The sequence below is a fragment of the Mesorhizobium sp. P3_A8 genome (assembly GCF_056402995.1).
In genome coordinates this window covers 71634-88615 of the sequence record NZ_JBFUGI010000020.1, presented here as the reverse complement: position 1 = coordinate 88615, position 16982 = coordinate 71634, and the positions used below count along the sequence as shown (strand labels likewise).

Below are 16982 nucleotides of genomic sequence, written 5' to 3'. Positions count from 1 at the left end.
GGGCGTTGAGCGCGCCGGTACTCGAGCGCGTGATGACACCGGTGCTGGCATTGATGGCGAAGCGAGGGTCGCCGATGCTGTAGGTGACGGTCGAGCCGGCATCGGGATCCGTGGCTGCGGCGGTAATCCCGATCGCCGTGCCGGCGGCGGCGTTCTGGGCAATCTGGTTGGCGGCGGGGTTGGCGTCCGGTGAGGAGTTGAAAGCGATCGGCTCAGGGCTGTTGAGGACGGCGAGGGTGAAGACCTGGTTGGCGGTGCTTCCGTCGGAGGAGGTTGCCGTCACGGTCAGATTGATCGACGACTGCGTCTCAAAGTCGAGCGCGCCGGTGGCTGAGCGCGTGATGACGCCGCTGCTGGCGTCGATGGCGAAGCGTGAATCGTTGAGACTATAAGTGATGGTCGAGCCGGCATCGGGATCCGTGGCCGAGGCGGTGATCCCGGTGAGTGCACCTGCCGCGGCAAGCTCGGCGATCTGGTTGGCGGCGGGGTTGGCGTCCGGCGAGGAGTTGAAAGCGATCGGCTCAGGGCTGTTGAGGACGGCGAGGGTGAAGGCCTGGTTGGCGGTGCTTCCGTCAGACGAGGTTGCCGTCACTGTCAGATCAATCGACGACTGCGTCTCGAAGTCGAGCGCGCCGGTGGCCGATCGCGTGATGACGCCGCTGCTGGCGTCGATGGCGAAGCGCGAGTCATTGATGCTGTARGTGACGGTCGAGCCGGCATCGGGATCCGTGGCCGAGGCGGTGATCCCGGTGAGTGCACCTGCCGCGGCAAGCTCGGCGATCTGGTTGGCGGCGGCGTTGGCGTCKGGAGGKGCGTTGAAGGCCACCGGCAKCTGGYTGGCCGTGACGTYGASGYTGAAGGCATGGGTATCGATGCTGCCATCGGACGAGGTGGCSGTGACGGTSAGGGCGAYCGACGGCTCGGACTGGGCGTTGAGCGYGCCRGTACTCGAGCGCGTGATGACACCGGTGCTGGCATTGATGGCGAAGCGCGAGTCGTCGATGCTGTAGGTGACTGACGAGCCGGTATCGGGATCCGTGGCTGCGGCGGTAATCCCGATCGCCGTGCCGGCGGCGGCGTTCTGGGCAATCTGGTTGGCGGCGGGGTTGGCGTCCGGTGAAGAGTTGAAGGCGACCGGCTCAGGGCTGTTGAGGACGGCGAGGGTGAAGACCTGGTTGGCGGTGCTTCCGTCGGAGGAGGTTGCCGTCACGGTCAGATTGATGGACGACTGCGTCTCAAAGTCGAGCGCGCCGGTGGCTGAGCGCGTGATGACGCCGCTGCTGGCGTCGATGGCGAAGCGTGAATCGTTGAGACTATAGGTGACGGTCGAGCCGGCATCGGGATCCGTGGCCGAGGCGGTGATCCCGGTGGGTACACCTGCCGCGGCAAGCTCGGCGATCTGGTTGACGGCGGCGTCGGCGTCGGCCGGGGTGTTGAAGGCCACCCCGGATCCAGGCAGCAGATATTCGATGTGCAGCAGCGGAGCGCTGGTCGGCGAATATTCGTAGGAATCGGCCGTGCGCGTGCCGGTGCCGGTGACCATAAATGCCATGTCGTTGAGCGCCGCCCAGCCCGAGCGGTTGACGATCTCCTGCACAATCGTCGACAGATCCGGCGAGCGCTCGGCCAACCCGTGGGCGCCGACCGTGGTCCACGGGTCCGGCGTCCAGGCGGTGGACGCGTCCGTCGTCGCGCGTGAAGAGACGTTGAAGCTGACGTTGGTGAAGGCGCTCGCGTCGTCGGTATCTTCGCCCTTGATCAGCAGCGAGGTCGCGCCGGTCTTTACCTCATTGGCCTGGAACTGGATGTAGGCGCTGGTGATGATGGCGCCTTGCGGGATGTCGATGCCGGTGAAGCGAATGCCTACCGTCTGACGGGTGCTGCTGTCATAGCCCAGTTCCAGGTCGTTGGTGTTGCTCGAGATCGAGCCCGAGCCCTTCTGCTCGACATCGTCGCCGGCGGTCGCCACCCTTGTCTCGAAGATAGGGTCGATTGCGCTAGAGCTGGCGGCGAAGAGGCTGCTGGTGGTGACCGCGGCGCGCGTCGAGACCGTGCCGATGTCAGCAACTGCCTCAGGGATAGTGGTAGTGGAGGTCAGAAAGCTGTCGGCGTGACCCTTTTCCATATTGTGCCACAACCCAGAGGCCTTCGCCGCAAGCCTGTCGAGAAGCGTGCTGTCAAGATGAATGCCAAGTCTGGCTGCCGCCTCGGTGAGGCCAGTCAGTTTCAATCCGCCCTCGCTCCCCCATGCCGGCGTGGTCCGATGCTCGGAGACGAGATCGAGCCGGTTTGCGGCGGGATCAAAGCTGGTGGTGTGACTGCCCTTGCCGGTTACGGCAGCGACTCCATCGCCAAGCTCGGAGAGTACGCGCGGAGTCTCGCTGCCGCTCGCTGCTCCGCTCGGCTGGGTCCAATTGTCAATGTTCAGCCAGTCGCCTTTGATCGAGGCGTCGATGCCGAACTCCGTCATCAAGAGTTTCACGTCGCCCCAGGGAAGCTCAGGCAGTTTAGCCATGTTGGATTTCCTTTCCGCATTTCTCTCGATTAAATCCGGAATCGCGACGTGCCCGACAGGGCGTCAGTTCCGATACCCAGATCGAGCATGGCGACGGTACGCAGCGCACGAAAGCCGCGGCCCAAATGTTCTGTCGTTGACTAGTCAGTTGCCTTCTTCATCCTAGGCCAGGCGGGCGCCACCGAAGCGAGCAAGCGCAGCAGTGTTTGCCCGTCCCGCCCGAGAAACAGCGAGGGCAGGATCCAGCACAGCAGCAAGCCCCCGGCAGATGCCAGCAATGCCGTATCGATGAGCAGGGGAAGAGGAGATAGATGGAACTCGCGCAGCCATTCCACCAGTGCCCAGACGCCGGTTCCGACAACGCCCGCCAGCGCGAGCCCAGGCAGGTGCGCCACAAGGAAGTCTCTCCATGTCATCCCGGTCACGCGGAGGCTCAACTGTGCCATCAGCAAGAAGTTGATCCCGAGGGCCGCGCCGACGCCGAACGCCACGCCCTCTATGCCCCAGAATTGCCCTATGAGGGAGCCGGCGAAGACGCCGATGGTGAAAACCGCCTGGCGCCAGGCGCGAGCGTAGACCGTTCCTGTTGCGCGCGAGACGGAATCGCTAAGCTTGTAGCTCGTGCGGAACAGCATGCTGAACGCTAGAATCTGGAGCGGGGCGACTACCCCTACCCATCCCCGCCCGAGAATGACCGCAACCAACTCCGGCGCGACGATCGCCACGACCACACTGGCCGGCAGGACAAGCAGAGCGCAACCCGCGACTGCGCTGCGATAGGCACGAGCAAGCCGCGCGGGCTGCTCCTGGACCAGCGCCATGGTCGGGAACAGCACCCGATCGAGAACCTGACCGACGATGACCGCGGGCGTCGTCATCAGTTGTGACGACAGGCCGTACAGTCCAAGTGCATCGGCGCCGAGCCAGCGGCCCACGACAAGCCTGTCCGCTTGGGTGGCGAGGTAATTGCATACCCGGGCAATGGTGAAACCGCTTCCGAAATAGAGCAGTTCGGTGATGGCGCGCCGCTCCAGCAAAGGCCGCATCGGATGCGGCTGGCCAGCGAGCAGCACGACCATGCGGATGAATTGCTGGATCAGGAGCGCACCGACAAGGGCCCAGATGCCGAAGCCGAGCCAAGCCAGGACCGGACCGGCAACGACGTAGCCCGTCGCAAAGGCACAGGCATCGACAAGCGCCAGCCAGCGGAATCGCAGCGAGCGCTGAGCCGCGGCCAATGCCACCATGGAAGCCCCTTGGAAAAGAAACACGAAGCAGATGGCACGAACGACCGGAGCCAGATCGGCGAGTCGAAGCAAGCCGGCAATTGCCGGTGCTATCGCCCAGACCAACGCGGACACAACGAGGCCGAGGAGGCACGACAAGGTGAACCCGACCCGAAGATGCCGCTCTTCCAGCACAGGTCGCTGGACGATCGCGGGGGTAATGCCAAGCCCCTGGAAGATCGCGGAAAACTTGATGACGATCAGCGCTGCGGAATAAAGGCCGAACTCATTGGGCGAGAGAAGCCGGGCCAGGATGAGAAGGGCGACAAGCTCCGCGACCGCGAGGGCGCCCATGGACAGGGACGTCCAGAACATGCCCACGACACTTTGTTTTGCCAGCCCCCGTTTTTTGCTCACACTTCTCTCCAATCCTGGGCCGACCCACACAGGCGGCAATTGCGTCTTCCTGGGTTCGCCGAGCGACACGACCAGCGACTAGATTGGGTGATGCTCGGCGACGCGCCCGCGGCCGCACGGCGTCACGATCGCATTGGTCACGAAGGGCGTCGGCTGTGGTGCCGCCCGTCCTGGCGCGCCTTACCTACTGAAGAAGCGAGGGAATTTCGTAGCGATAGAACTCCATCTCATCCCGGACCTCCGGTATGATCGCGGTTAGATCCTTCCGTTCGAGGCGGAGCCATTTCTGCTGGCGGCCGGGGTCGATCATCTCCTTGGCCTGGCGAGCGATATCGTCAGTGCAGTTCAGCCCGCAATGCTCATAGACGCGGCGCAAGACCAACTCGGGATCCTGTATCAAATCCTCATAGCGAAAGGACAGCACGCGGCCGTTGCCCAGCCTGGCGAGATCTTCTCGAGCCTTTCGATTGCCGCGTGCCCACTGGCGCGCGATCACCGTCAACTTTTCATTCTCCTTCAAATCCCGATCTATTCCGTTGTAGCGCGGCCCATAGATCGATGTGTATTTTCGCCCCAACAGCCTTTTTGTGATCATCTGTTTTATAACATCTTTTGCGTAATAATGAATTTGTGTGACAGGGGTGATTTTCAGGAGGCGTATTAGTCCCTTGATAGACTTCGCTCTCTGCCACTTAAGCTCCATTGAGCTTATGTAAGAAAATGGATTCCTCGTAATATAGAGAAATATAGCCTCCGGAAAAATCCCGTGGACAAACGGTACGCGCAAGACGTTGGCAGGTGTGTTTTCCATGATTTGCCGGTCGCCGTGCCGCGACTGATAATCGAGGAACCGGCCGCGAATGTAACGAGCGACCCTATCGGTGGCATCGGTTTCGACGAATTCGTCATGACGCCGCGCCGGATCGGCATATAGCCACAATGTTTTTGGCTCGTACCAGGTAACGATGTCGGGGTGCAGCCCGATCAATTTTTGTGCGATTGTGGTCCCCGACCGATAGTTGCCGATCAGAAAAATCGGAGGTTTCAGCTCTTTTTCTGTCATCATAAGTCTCCGTCGCTAAAGGTGAGCCAGGATTGCGCCGATCCGCACGACAAGCTGCGGATTGCACCCGCGATGCGCGATCGGACGATGGGAAGGCGGCGCTGGGCGCGACGCAACGTCTTGCGGCGCGCCGCTGTACGGAGGAGGTATCCGCTCTGCTCCGTTTCGACATCGGCCGCCCGGAGTGATGGAGCGGACACCCGTTGGTGCTATTGGCCGACAATGCTTGGCTGAAGTGCCGGGCCTTCGGCATTTGGTGCCGCTATTGTTCCCAACGTGTCCGGTGCGTAGAACCCCTTGTTGGCCACAAGCGAAACCTCGATGACGTCGCCAGCTTTGACTTCCGTGTTTTCATCGGCGACGATGTCGTGGGCGACTTTCTGGTCGCGCCGGAAAATCAAAATCTTCACAGAGCCTTGCAGGTCGTCGAAGGTCCTCTGTTCGCCATATGTGAAGATAAAGAGAAGCTTGTCGGCAACATACCTTATTTGACTTTGAACTTTTCCCAGCTCGACCTGCGTATCCTGTGTTTGTGAGATCAAGTCCATTTCATAACTCTGCTTCTTTTTTCTCAGCTCGCTCTCCGAGTTCAGCATCGCCTGCTGCGCTTGCTCCTGCTGCAGTTCGGTCTGCGCAAGTTCGGCGCGATAGCTCGTATGGGCTCTTTCCGCCGTCATGACATTCGAGTTGGTTATCAGACCTTTTTCCCGCAGCGACCGGGCAGACTGCAGTTCTTCAAGTTGAATGTTCGCGGTCTTTTCCCTCTCTTTTCGCGTGGCAGCGACCATATCAACTTCCTTCCGGGCCCGATCCAACGAGACATCCAGGTAAGAAATGTCGTCCCGATATGCGGTAAGGCGGGCGTCCAGTTGCGCTTGTTCGGACGCTATGATGTCGGCAATCAAGTGTCCGCCAAACTCGACCGGCGGATCCGCCGGAGCAACGAAGGATTTGTCCGCCCGGCTTTCCGCCTGAAGCCGGGCGAGCCGAACCTTCAGACGATATTCTTCGATCGCCAGACCTGCGCGTGCGCTGCGCAGATCAGCTATTTGCAGGGCCGGCTCCGTGTTTCCCACGACGGTAGCCCGAAAGCCGCCGGCTATGGTGAGTGCATGGCGAACCGTTATTCCGGGTTGAAACGGGTACGATCCAGGATGAGCCACCGTTCCGGAAATAAAGAATGGCCGGTACTGACCGATCTCCACCTTCACAAAGGGCTCGAGGATGAGCTTCTGCTGCTGAAATGCACGCTGAATGGCCTGCGAAAGGGCAACGGTGGTGAGGGCGCGCGCTTGGATATCGCCCAGCATGGGAAGTGATATCGAGCCCCGATCATCGACCACGACTTCCAGCGGATAGGATTCCTCGCCAATCACGGTTACCCGCAGGACATCGCCGGTGTCGAATGTATATCCATCGGCACGGGATGCGTCTGCCGTGAGCAGAACAAAGGCAATGGCGAGGCCACCAATCATTGCGAGCATACGGCCGGCCGCTGGTTCGGATCTGGGAAAAAGCCGTCGGCCCCAATCCTTCATTCGCAAAGGCTGGGAAGGAAATTGCTGGTCAGCACACATCGTTGTACTCCGGTTGTCTTGCTTGCCGTCAAGACCAATCGACATTCGTCGGCTGGTGCGTGACAGCAGGGTATTTGTGGGTTCGAGAAGTAAGCCTTGGAAATCCGCTCTCGGTCGAACGAGCAAAAGGGATCAGAATCCGTGCAGTCCCAAGGTTTGCTTGGCGCGGCCATCGCGGATTCGAACGTCGTTTGGCCTTGCGGCTGAAAGGGCCGACTCAAGAACGGACTGATAAATCAGCTCGACCCTGTCGCACATGGCGTCCAGCCCCCAGGATGAAAGGTCGGTGAGTTTCGCGCCATCAGCCAGTCGAGTGCGGTAGTGCTCATTTTGGAGAAGGTCGGCGATCGCAGCCGCTGCGGCGCCAACGTCTTCTGCGGGCGTCACAATTCCATTCACGCCATGCTTCACAACCTCTTCCACTCCCGGCAGATGCGAGACCACGCTGGCTCGACCGCCCGCCAAATACTGCATCATGACGCGAGGCAGTCCTTCTCGCATCGACGTCAGCACACACACGTCTGCTAGATTGATCAGCCGCTCAGGCTCGCTATGGTATCCGATCATGCGAATGTTGTTTGCGAACGGGGATCGTTCAATCGCCGATTCAATAGTGGCCCGCGCCGGTCCTTCACCGGCCAGGATCAGTCGCACGTTCGGAATTCGGTCGACGACTTGCCCAAATGTTTCAATGAACTCTACATGGCGTTTTCTCGGTTCCAGTGCGGCCAGCATCAGGATCACCGGTGGCTTAGGCTCTCCGGCAGCCGTCCCCAGGAGCAGATGCGCTTCTTGCGGCCATTGCGCGTTCGCGAAGCGTGGCAGATCGAAGCCGGAGTGGACGACGTGGTGCTGATCGGCGCTGCCCAAACGATTGGCGACGCAAATGTCGCGCATAGCCTGACTGACATCGATGAAAGCTTGTGTGAACTTCGCGGCCAGGCGTTCGGCGCCCAGAAATATCAGCCTCTGCGCGTTGCCAACATGCACGAAAGGCAAAATGTGCACGCCATGGATGATGCAAGGAATATTGGCTTCCCTGGCAGCAAGCCGGCCGACGATACCGGCTTTGCTTTGATGGGTATGCACGATGTCAGGTCGCCAATCGCGCATAAGGCGAGTGAGTTGCCCGAACGCAGAAATGTCACGGGATGGCGAAATGGAGTTGATGAGTTTTTCAAGCGTCACTACCCGAACGGCTTGGGCAACGGACGTCCGCAAACTCGGGTCGTACTCCTCGCCGTGGACCAAAAGCACTTCGTGGCCGTGCCGCGCCTGAGCTAGACAGCAGGCCAATGTGTTCTCTTCGGAACCTGCCCGAAGCAGTCGTGTGAGCACATGAACGATCTTCATTTGCCAATACCTCCAGGGGACCTGAAATCCGGCGGCGGCGCGTCCGGGTGGAAGATTGAGTGCAAAATCAAATTCACGCGGCCGCATCGACGTCCGACAACGACCTCGGCGTCGGCACTTCGACGTTGTGCGCCGTTGGCCGGTCATGCTCGAACTGTTCGGTGCCGGGCAAGGCATGCAGCCAGGTTTCGCGTCTTGAGATCCACAATTCATATTCGGGTACGAGATCGGTCGGCGCGAGGTCGAGGCTGCCGATCATCACTTCAGCCTCGTTGTCGTCGATCCGAGCGACGCGGCCGCCGCAGGTCGGGCAGAAGCTGCGCATGCCATAGGAACTGACGAGGCCCGTCTTCTCGAGTGCATCGCGCGGCCAGATGGCAAAGGCCGAATAGGTCGAGCCGCCGGCCTTGCGGCAATCCTTACAATGGCAAAGACCAATGCGGAGCGGCGGACCGCGGACCGAGAACTGCACGCCGCCGCATAGGCAACTGCCGGTCCTGCGTATGGTGTCGGACATGGCAACCTCCCTCAATGCTTGACGCTGCGGGCCGGGTGGGACAGGTGCTCGTCCGAAACAGAGCCATATTGGCTCGTTCAAGTCAGAGCGCCATGCCGATCCCGGGATGAAAACGGCCTCTAGCGGCGCGCCGCCATCGAGCGCGAGCGTTCGGTGGCCTTTCCGCCGCCTAGCAGGGAACACCAGTCGATTCGCGATGGCGGAAGGCGCGCGTCAGGGTCTGTTGGGGATACTGGCCGATGAGCCGCCCGCCCTGCCTCTCACAAAGACAGCCAGATATGCCTGAACAGTTCCCGCCCGACCGCCTCTATGCCGGCGCTCGCGTCAATGGTTTGGATGTTCTTGTCCTTGGCTCGCAGTTCCGCCATCAGCGATAGCCGCGCATCAAACGCTTCTTTCCTGATTTCTCCCGGCTTTCGCTGCTCGGAGACGGCAAAATCTGAAACCAGGTGCATAGTGAGGTGTGGCCGGCATTCTGCCATCTTCTGATAGAGGCTCTGCTCCAGCCGGGCGAGAGCTGACAAGCCTGGGACGCTGAACAGGTGTGGTGGGATGGTTGGCCCGTCCAGATATCCCCTGCCGAGCGCTTGCGGCCACCTGTCGCAAATGACGATCAGGCCGCGCGTCGCCCATCGATGTGCACGTTTCACGACAGCGTATCGCTCAAACGCGATCAAAACTGCCCACAATGCCAACGCGGCAGCAGCGACTCCTCCCTTCGACCAATTTCGGCTAGTGGAATTGTTGCCACCTTGCTGGGCCAAGGACTTAAGGCGGCGTCTATGGGGAAAAACCACAGTCTGCAACGCTTTGCGAAGCCACCAGCCATTGCCGTCTCCGATTCCGACATATGCTTGCGCACACCCGAATTTCCATCGAAATGTCCGTGTCAGCCGATCAACCTGAGTGCTCTTTCCCATGCCATCGGGACCTATGAGCGCCACTACAAGGCCACCAGCCGCAGGCCGTCTCTTTGGTGGAAATCTGCCGGGCATCAATCGCTGAAGGGATCTCAATGCGAGATACGAGGTCTTGCGGGCCAAATGAACGCCGGCGTCGGCTACTCCGTAACGTCCCGTGAAGCCGCACATTTGCCGGATTGAACGCCGCAGTCCGGCAAGATCTCCGCGGTGGACGACCAGACCGCCGGCGCTTTGCAAAAGCCTGCAGCTCGCGATTCTCCCGCCGCCAAGCGTGTATTCCACGACATGCAAGCCTTGCTCGCCTGACGGAAATGGCAGGCGTGCAAATTGGTCCTTCCAACCATTCCCGATGGTGATCCATTGTCTCCAAGGCAGTGCCCAGGCCCGAAAGGCGAAGCGAGCAATTGCTATCCGAATCTCGTCTTCGGGAGAGACGACCGGGATCGATACGCCGTCCACGCAAATCGACTCCCATCGTGTAATCGCCGCATGATCGAATACCGGATATCGCTTGCGAAACTCCCAGCCGACCCGGACCCCGATATGCATGTCGAGATGGAGATAGCGGCCATGCGAAAAGTCGGGCAGGAACCAGTCCTCTCGGCCGGCGCAGACATTGTCGTAGCAGGACAGGCTCACGCTGCGACAGCCGTGCAGCTTGCTCACGATCGAGCAGAAGGCTGGGTAGTCGTGTTTGTCCAGAAGGATATCCAGATCGTCCCGGCCCGCAAGACCGTATTGCAGGGATGCGAGATCCTGAATTATTCCGTACCTCAGACCGCCAGCATTGAATGCTCGAAACACTTCTGTGGCGATCGGCAGGGACGGCACCGTCTTGAGGGGCAGGATGGGGGCGCTTCCGTCGGTTTGTGTAAGATCTGCATCTGCTTTGCTACCTGACGGGCTTGCGCCAATCACTCTGGCTGGCGCTGGAGCATTCGCCCCCGGCGTCAACGCTTCGGCCAGCATGCTTGCCTTGGCCTCTGGAGCCCAGCGACGATATTGTTGCGGCTGCAGGCCATCCCGAGGCGCTCCAGGGTCTGCGGGACGGTGGCTCCCGGGTTTGGATTTCCGTGAAAGTTGCAAGAGGTTTCCCCAGTTGATCGCATCGAGAGTCAATCGCGGATCGTCGCCGGAAAGTCATCGAATTGGCACCACATCCATCCATTGGCGGCGGCTTCGGTGAGACGAAGCATCCAATGTTCTCAATGGCGACTGCAGGCTCGGATGTCGGCTTTTCAAGCTGCCGCATCGAAGGTGAATTGGGTGCCAATTCGTCCCTCCTTGCCCGATGGTCTCGACATCTTCCGCACAAAAATTGTTAGGTGAAAACTAACGCATAGACTTCAAGAAATTGCTGAAAGTTTATCCCGGTCGATCGTAATTGGAATCGACCGGTTCATAATATCGAGGAGAATTCTGACCGCTCCAGCACTGCCGACATGATCAAGAATGCCAAGCTGGTCCGAAAACGGTCCATCTATTATCCTAACTCTTTGACCTGGCATCAATAGAATGTCCGGGTGCAAAATACCGTCGTCATCGGTTGCTGAGATCAAAGACTCAATCACACCATATGGCGCCGGTATCGGCATTCCTTTGCTCATCACGAGTTTTCGGACGCCGACGGTCGAGTTGATCGGGTACCAACTCTGCTGATGAACAGCCAGCGAGACGAACAGATAGCAGTCGAAATACGCACTGGAGACGGTTCTGACGATGCGCGCGTGCCGGACGGTTCGTCTTCGCATGGGTAGATAGGTTTGGAAGTTTTGCGACAACAGGTGCCGCTCCGCCAAGCTCTCCGAATGTTGGTGCGTCTGGACCACGCACCAGCGCGCGGCGTCCCCGTGGTGAATGTTTCCGACCGGCTCGAGAGAGCGAATATGAGATGAGTCAGCGTGCTGCATGGCTAAATATTTTCTCTAGTTGAGGTAGTAACTGTCAGAAACACTACTTTCCAAGGACGTGTAGCGGCCATATTTCGGCAGCTTTGGTTCCTCCACCATTGTCAGGGCGATGCCGGCAATCTTGGACCGGCCGCCAAGATGGCGAATTCCTTCGGCAACGGCCTCGCGCGAGGTTTCACGCCACTTCACGACAAAGAGGACTTTGTCGACATACCTCGCTAGGATCGAGGCATCGGCCGCAGGTCCAACAGGTGGTGCGTCAATGATCACCGTGTCGAATCTCCCGCGAAGCTCGTCGAGGACCGAGCGCATTCGCGCGGAAGCAAGAAGGGCAGGCGGGTTCCGTGTCCTTGCACCGGCGGGCAGGAGGGAAATCCCCGAGCGTTCGTCCCGATGAATTGCGTTTGCAGCCCTCATCGGCAAAGTCAGAACGTCGACCAATCCGACCTTATCCGCCATGCCGAAGAAGGCCGTGGCAGCAGAAAGCCGCAAGTCCGCATCAACGACCAGAACCCGTTCGCCGTCGGCCGCGGCGGAGCACGCCAGGCTCAACACCAGGGTTGTCTTCCCTTCGCCGGGCATCGCCGATGTCACCAGCATGAGGCGGGGGGATCGGACCAGGTCCGGTGTCGCCTCGATGCCCAGACGAAGCCGCCGCACGGCTTCGCTATACCTGGATAGTGGTCTGCGTTCGAGATAGGCCACAGGCTGGGCCTGCGACTGGGCGTCTCTCGACCAGCCCGGCATACGTGGCATGGACGCAAGAACAGGAACGGCCAACTCGTCCTCTATCTGCTTCTTTGCCATGAAGCCGGAAGCGAAAAGTTCACGAAGAACGGCGCCGGCCCCCCCGACGAAGAGGCCGAGGACAAGTCCCATGGCCGCAAAAAGTGGCCTATTCGGGAAGCTCGGCGAATCCGGAACACCCGCGTCGGTGATCACACGCACGCCGCTGTTGAGGAGGGTGGACTTCTCCTCGGTGAGCTTGGCGCGTGACAGGAATGTCTCAAAGAGTTCCTTGTTCGCGGCGGCAATCCTCTCCAGATCGCGCAACTGAACGCCGACCTGACCTTCGATTTCGGACCGGTTGGATACTGAATCCAAGGCTCGAGCCAGAGAAGCTTCCCGGGCCTCTGCGGCATCGACTTCATTCTTCAGATTGCCGATGAGACGCTGGACTTCGGCGGCAATCTGTCCCTCGATGTCGCGCCGCTCTGCCTGAGCAGTCATGACATCCGGATGCCGATCACCATATTTCAATTTGAGGTCGGCTTCCCGTCGTGTCACTCCAGAGAGCTGAGCCCGAAGTGCGCTGATCACCACGGATTGCAGTACGTCCGGTATCGACTGGATGTCGCCGCCGCTAGTCTGCAATTTGTCAACTTGTTGAAATTGCGCCCGTTTCTCCGACAGTTCGGCGCGTGCGTTAATCAACGCGATATTCAATTCGGACAGCTGCTGGTCAGTCAAACTGCCTGCAGGCGTCGCCAACAAATTGTGATCGATCCGAAACTTCTGGACGACTTGTTCCGAAACGCTCAGTTCCGCTCGCAGGGATGCGGCCCGCTCACTGAGCCATGTGGACGCTTTCCTGGCCCCTTCGTAGCGAGACCTTACGCGATCAGCCAGATAAGCCTGGGATATTGCGTTCGCCAGGGAGGCTGCTTTTCCTGGGTCGTAAGCGGTCACTGAAATCTCAATAACATCCGCCATCCCGACACGCGAGACTCCGAGCGCGCGTTGCAGCCATCCTAATGCCCCCAACCCGATCTTGGGATCCTCCGTCAGCTTTTCGCTGTCGACGACCTTCTGAAGGAGCGATGCGGATCTCAGAACCGCAATCTGACTTTCGACGAATGTCGAATTGTCGGCAAAATCGGAATTGGAATAATCCTGCGGAGTCATATAGTCTATTGGGGAATCGAGTAAGATTTGTGCAACCCCTGTATACGATGGCGGAAGCACATAGGCGGCAATCACAAATATGCCGAAGGTGATCACTGCAATGCTGCACACAAGCTTCCATCGACGGAGAAAGAAATCAAGGATTTCCCTCACGTCCAGCGGTAGCAACTCTCGGGTTATGATCGGATTGTCAGTTGGACTTGCCATTTCCGAATCCTTGAGATCAGCGGCGCAACTCCGCCCCTCCAGCGTCGGCTGAATTTGCTTCACATCAAAACAATTCGGGCAACCGCCTCTTTAAGCGCAATGAAAACACGTGACAGGGTTCGTCCCCGCCATTCGACATGTCCAAATCGCTCCCGCCCGACGACCGGTAGCATCGCCGGCCAGTCCGAAACATAACAGCTTCGCGGACACCGTCGCCATTACCATTATTGAGTAGTAAATCGGCTAAAGGTCGATCTGGTCTACCCGACAAGCCTTTCAGACCTTAGGACATTCGCCGGGAAATCTGTCGCTCTTCCGGGAGGGTCTAGAACGCCACCACCGACCACGATCGGGCGCGCAGGAGAATCTACGCTCCCAGGCGCCGAGCAAGCGGCCGGCCTCGTCCAGCCTGAGGTTGATATGGATACTTACAGTGACGTTGTTCCGGGGCTTGTGGATTGGGCGGTCAGCAGACCGTTGTCCATTCTGATGCTGTCTGCAACCTGGCCGTTGATGCTTCTTCTGAATAGGGGCCGGTTGCTGGTTTACGGGGCTCTTGCCTTTTTTATTGGCGCCGGGGCCTTGATTGTATTCGGCATCGAAAGTCCCGCAGGAGCAGCCGTTGTCGTTTTGGCCTACAGTTTGCTGGTTTCAGTTGCGTTGCTTTCCACCTGGAAGCGACTTGCCCAAGTCGAAAACCGCCTTGCATCGGTCATATCGGCACTCGACGACCTGGAGGTGGCCGAAGAAAGATGGCAGACTTACAACGCCAAACGTGCCCTGCGACGCCGGAAGTCGGCAGCCAAGCCAAAGGAGCAAATCGTTTCGACCGGCGCAACGGAGGGTCTCGAAAGAGATACCCGGGTGATCGCCGGCCCGTCTTGGCAAGAATTGCAGGCTCCCGATCCGCGAGTGGGATTGGCTATTCCGGCTTCAGCTCGACCCGCGGTACCCGACGGACTTTCAGAAAAGCGTCAAACAGGGCTGCTATCAACTTGAGCGGTTCTGTTTCGCGAGGGCTTTAATCGGCTGAAGTTCGCTGGGCGCGGCCTAGAAAAGTTGTTCGAAAGCGAGCGATCGGTGGCTGCCGGAAGTCCCAGGGAGAGTAGCTGAGGCCATTCCGGTAGCTAGATTTTAGGAGCCGCCTTCGAGATGACCAGCGCTGGTAGACTTTCATCCCAATGGTCACCTCGCTGCGAGCGGGGGACGAAAGTGCGCGATTCCCCTGGCAGGCGTTTCGTGCCAGAGCGCCGCGACGGATCCACCCAAACGTGGTAAGGCTGTACCCAACAGTGGTAGGCTGCAACGCCATTTGGCTGAAAGGAAAGAGGGAACTTTTCGTCCAGTTTATGGTTTGCAGCTTCAGGTTGATCGAAGGGGCGATCATGGGTGGGGCTATTAGGACAAAATGGATTTATCAAAACAGGCTTTTAAGCTAGCGAGGGGACCTACGCTTGCTGACGCGAGTTGGGAAAGGGGATTCTCTGTACTGCCGGGAGCTGTGCGCCGCCTTTATCCAGCGAACACGACGATCGCACGCGAACATCAGGCCAGATCCCTTATCCTGGTAGTGACTGCGGGATGGGCCGCATTCGTCAGGACATTGCCGAACGGCTCGCGTGTCATCGTCGATCTTGCGCTTCCTCGCGAAATTGCCTTGATTGAGTTCAGCGGAGATGGAGGCGAGACGGTAACGGCTCTTTCCGATGTGACTGCGATCGAGTTGATCGGTCCTGTCCATACTTGTTTGTCGCGCTATCCGCAGGCCATTTGCGAGACTATCCTGCTGGCTGAGGCAAGGCGGTACTCCAGGATTACGGAACATCTGGCCGGAGTCAGTAGAAGGGGATCTGTGCAACGCACAGCTCACTTTCTTCTTGAACTGGCCTGCCGCGCACATCGATCAGCAACGACCTATCCGGACCGCTTTGAATGCCCGCTGACGCAGGCCGAACTGGCCGACGCGTTGGGGCTTTCGGCTGTGCATGTAAGTCGCGTGTTGAAGGATTTGCGGGAAAGCGGATTGGCTTCGTTCCGCAATGGTGTGGTCGAATTGCATGACCATGCGGGACTAATCAAGACAGCCGGATTTGATCCGTCTTACATTTCGAATTGATGTCAAGCGTAATGCTGGTCTCAACCGCCCGACCGGCGCTCCCTCGTGGGTAGTGCTTCGGCGATCCGACAAGCTCTCTTGCTAAGCGGCTGACTATGCCGTTGGCCCATCAGGCGAGCTTCGTTGCGCACCAGTCATTGGATCAATCCCCGATCGCTCGCCGCCCATCCAGAGCGTAAGGGAAATGGCCGGTGCGGGGGGGGCAGGCCTCCGGGGACGTGAGGACCGCACCGGCCACTGCAGCGGGCTTAGGTTACGCACCCGCACGGTCAATTTTACAGGGAGTATTAGCAGAGACGCAATTAATCCTATCGGTGGTGCCCGCTGATATCGGGGATTGTTCGGCCGCCATCCGCCTTGGTGAGCTTTCTTTTCGATAACAATTTTTGTCATGTCCAATTCCAATCCGGTGAGATGGTCCGCGCCGATCAGGAGACGCGGGCGACCGACCAATTCACGCTCCCTGATCAGCGGTAGCAACTGCTGAAGAATCCCTCACGGGGAACGCCGCTCCTCGCCCGAGAAGCCTCGGCATTCTAGTTCTTTTGCGCTGTGGGCTCATCCAAGTAGTGGAATGGACTGAATGCCATATGAGGTCGTAGCGTTGCGTTTTACGCAGGCTGGGGAGCCGTATGATACCCTTACAAATCAAAGAGTTGTTGGAAATTGACGTGTACCGGCGAACCATCAGGACACTCGACCACGCCTATGACGTCGACCTGGCAAATGCTTGCACGCCTATGGAGCGGGAAAAGGCTGAGTACCGACATTATTGGGAAACGTTCCTGTATTATGAACAGATTGCGGAGATAAAAACGCGGCGACTGCTTCGGAAGGCGGATCGTCTCAATATCCCGATTAGCTGCGCGGGCGACAACAGCCCAATGTGGAGGAGATCGTCCCAGCTTAACAGCTGGATCCTGACGCCACTTGGTTGCTCTGAAGTCCAAAATATGATCCGTCTAAAATGCAAAGACAGCCGAGAGCACGCCACCACCTGGGCTGGCGTGATCATCGGACCACTTACCCGGCTAGTGTCTGTTTGGCTGGTTGCACGCGGGCTGTAAGCTGTACAGGGAATGCGCATGGCTCTTAAGCTGACTTGCGCATCCAGCGTGAAGGCGCATGTCGCTGCCCGGTACGTGGCGCGGCGGAACCAAGCTCGCCCAGACATCGTCAACGATAAGGAGTTTGAAGGCGGTACATGGTGGGCTGAAATCGAATATCCGAACGCCGGCTTGGAGCAATGCGCC

11 protein-coding genes are annotated in these 16982 nt (G+C 59.0%); 2 read left to right on the top strand and 9 right to left on the bottom strand.

Annotation, left to right across the window (positions count from 1 at the left end; translation table 11 throughout):
* From AC1DX4_RS32445 to AC1DX4_RS32405, 9 genes are all read right to left on the bottom strand, one after another.
* Positions 1 to 2515, bottom strand: a 2515-nt coding sequence (locus AC1DX4_RS32445) for a cadherin repeat domain-containing protein (protein WP_477224205.1), incomplete at its 3' end; no start/stop codon positions are given.
* Positions 2516 to 2655: 140 nt separating this feature from the next.
* On the bottom strand, positions 2656 to 4158 hold the full coding sequence (locus AC1DX4_RS32440; protein WP_477224204.1) for a lipopolysaccharide biosynthesis protein: 1503 nt from the start codon (positions 4156 to 4158) through the stop codon (positions 2656 to 2658).
* A 184-nt stretch (positions 4159 to 4342) separates the two neighbouring features.
* The gene (locus AC1DX4_RS32435) at positions 4343 to 5221 is read right to left on the bottom strand and encodes a sulfotransferase family protein (RefSeq protein WP_477224203.1); all 879 of its coding nucleotides are present in this window, start codon (positions 5219 to 5221) and stop codon (positions 4343 to 4345) included.
* A gap of 209 nt (positions 5222 to 5430) precedes the next feature.
* Entirely contained in the window at positions 5431 to 6798 is a 1368-nt protein-coding gene (locus AC1DX4_RS32430) for a polysaccharide biosynthesis/export family protein (RefSeq protein ID WP_477224202.1), read from the bottom strand.
* A gap of 132 nt (positions 6799 to 6930) precedes the next feature.
* On the bottom strand, positions 6931 to 8151 hold the full coding sequence (locus AC1DX4_RS32425; protein ID WP_477224201.1) for a glycosyltransferase: 1221 nt from the start codon (positions 8149 to 8151) through the stop codon (positions 6931 to 6933).
* A gap of 73 nt (positions 8152 to 8224) precedes the next feature.
* On the bottom strand, positions 8225 to 8668 hold the full coding sequence (locus tag AC1DX4_RS32420) for a GFA family protein (RefSeq protein ID WP_477224200.1): 444 nt from the start codon (positions 8666 to 8668) through the stop codon (positions 8225 to 8227).
* Between the two features lie 260 nt (positions 8669 to 8928).
* Positions 8929 to 10560: a nucleoside/nucleotide kinase family protein gene (locus tag AC1DX4_RS32415; protein ID WP_477224199.1), complete on the bottom strand. Its 1632-nt coding sequence runs from the start codon at positions 10558 to 10560 to the stop codon at positions 8929 to 8931.
* Positions 10561 to 10937: 377 nt separating this feature from the next.
* Positions 10938 to 11501 carry a transcription termination/antitermination protein NusG gene (gene nusG / locus AC1DX4_RS32410; protein ID WP_477224198.1) on the bottom strand — a complete coding sequence of 188 codons (564 nt, stop codon included), beginning with the start codon at positions 11499 to 11501 and terminating at the stop codon, positions 10938 to 10940.
* A 15-nt stretch (positions 11502 to 11516) separates the two neighbouring features.
* On the bottom strand, positions 11517 to 13676 hold the full coding sequence (locus tag AC1DX4_RS32405; protein ID WP_477224197.1) for a GumC family protein: 2160 nt from the start codon (positions 13674 to 13676) through the stop codon (positions 11517 to 11519).
* 357 nt (positions 13677 to 14033) lie between these two features.
* Between AC1DX4_RS32405 and AC1DX4_RS32400 the strand changes: the two genes are divergently transcribed.
* Positions 14034 to 14612 (top strand): hypothetical protein, encoded by a 579-nt coding sequence (locus tag AC1DX4_RS32400; protein ID WP_477224196.1) that lies wholly within the window; start codon positions 14034 to 14036, stop codon positions 14610 to 14612.
* Positions 14613 to 15021: 409 nt separating this feature from the next.
* Complete coding sequence (locus AC1DX4_RS32395; protein ID WP_477224195.1) at positions 15022 to 15729, top strand: Crp/Fnr family transcriptional regulator; 708 nt, start codon at positions 15022 to 15024, stop codon at positions 15727 to 15729.
* The last annotated feature ends 1253 nt before the right edge of the window (positions 15730 to 16982 follow it).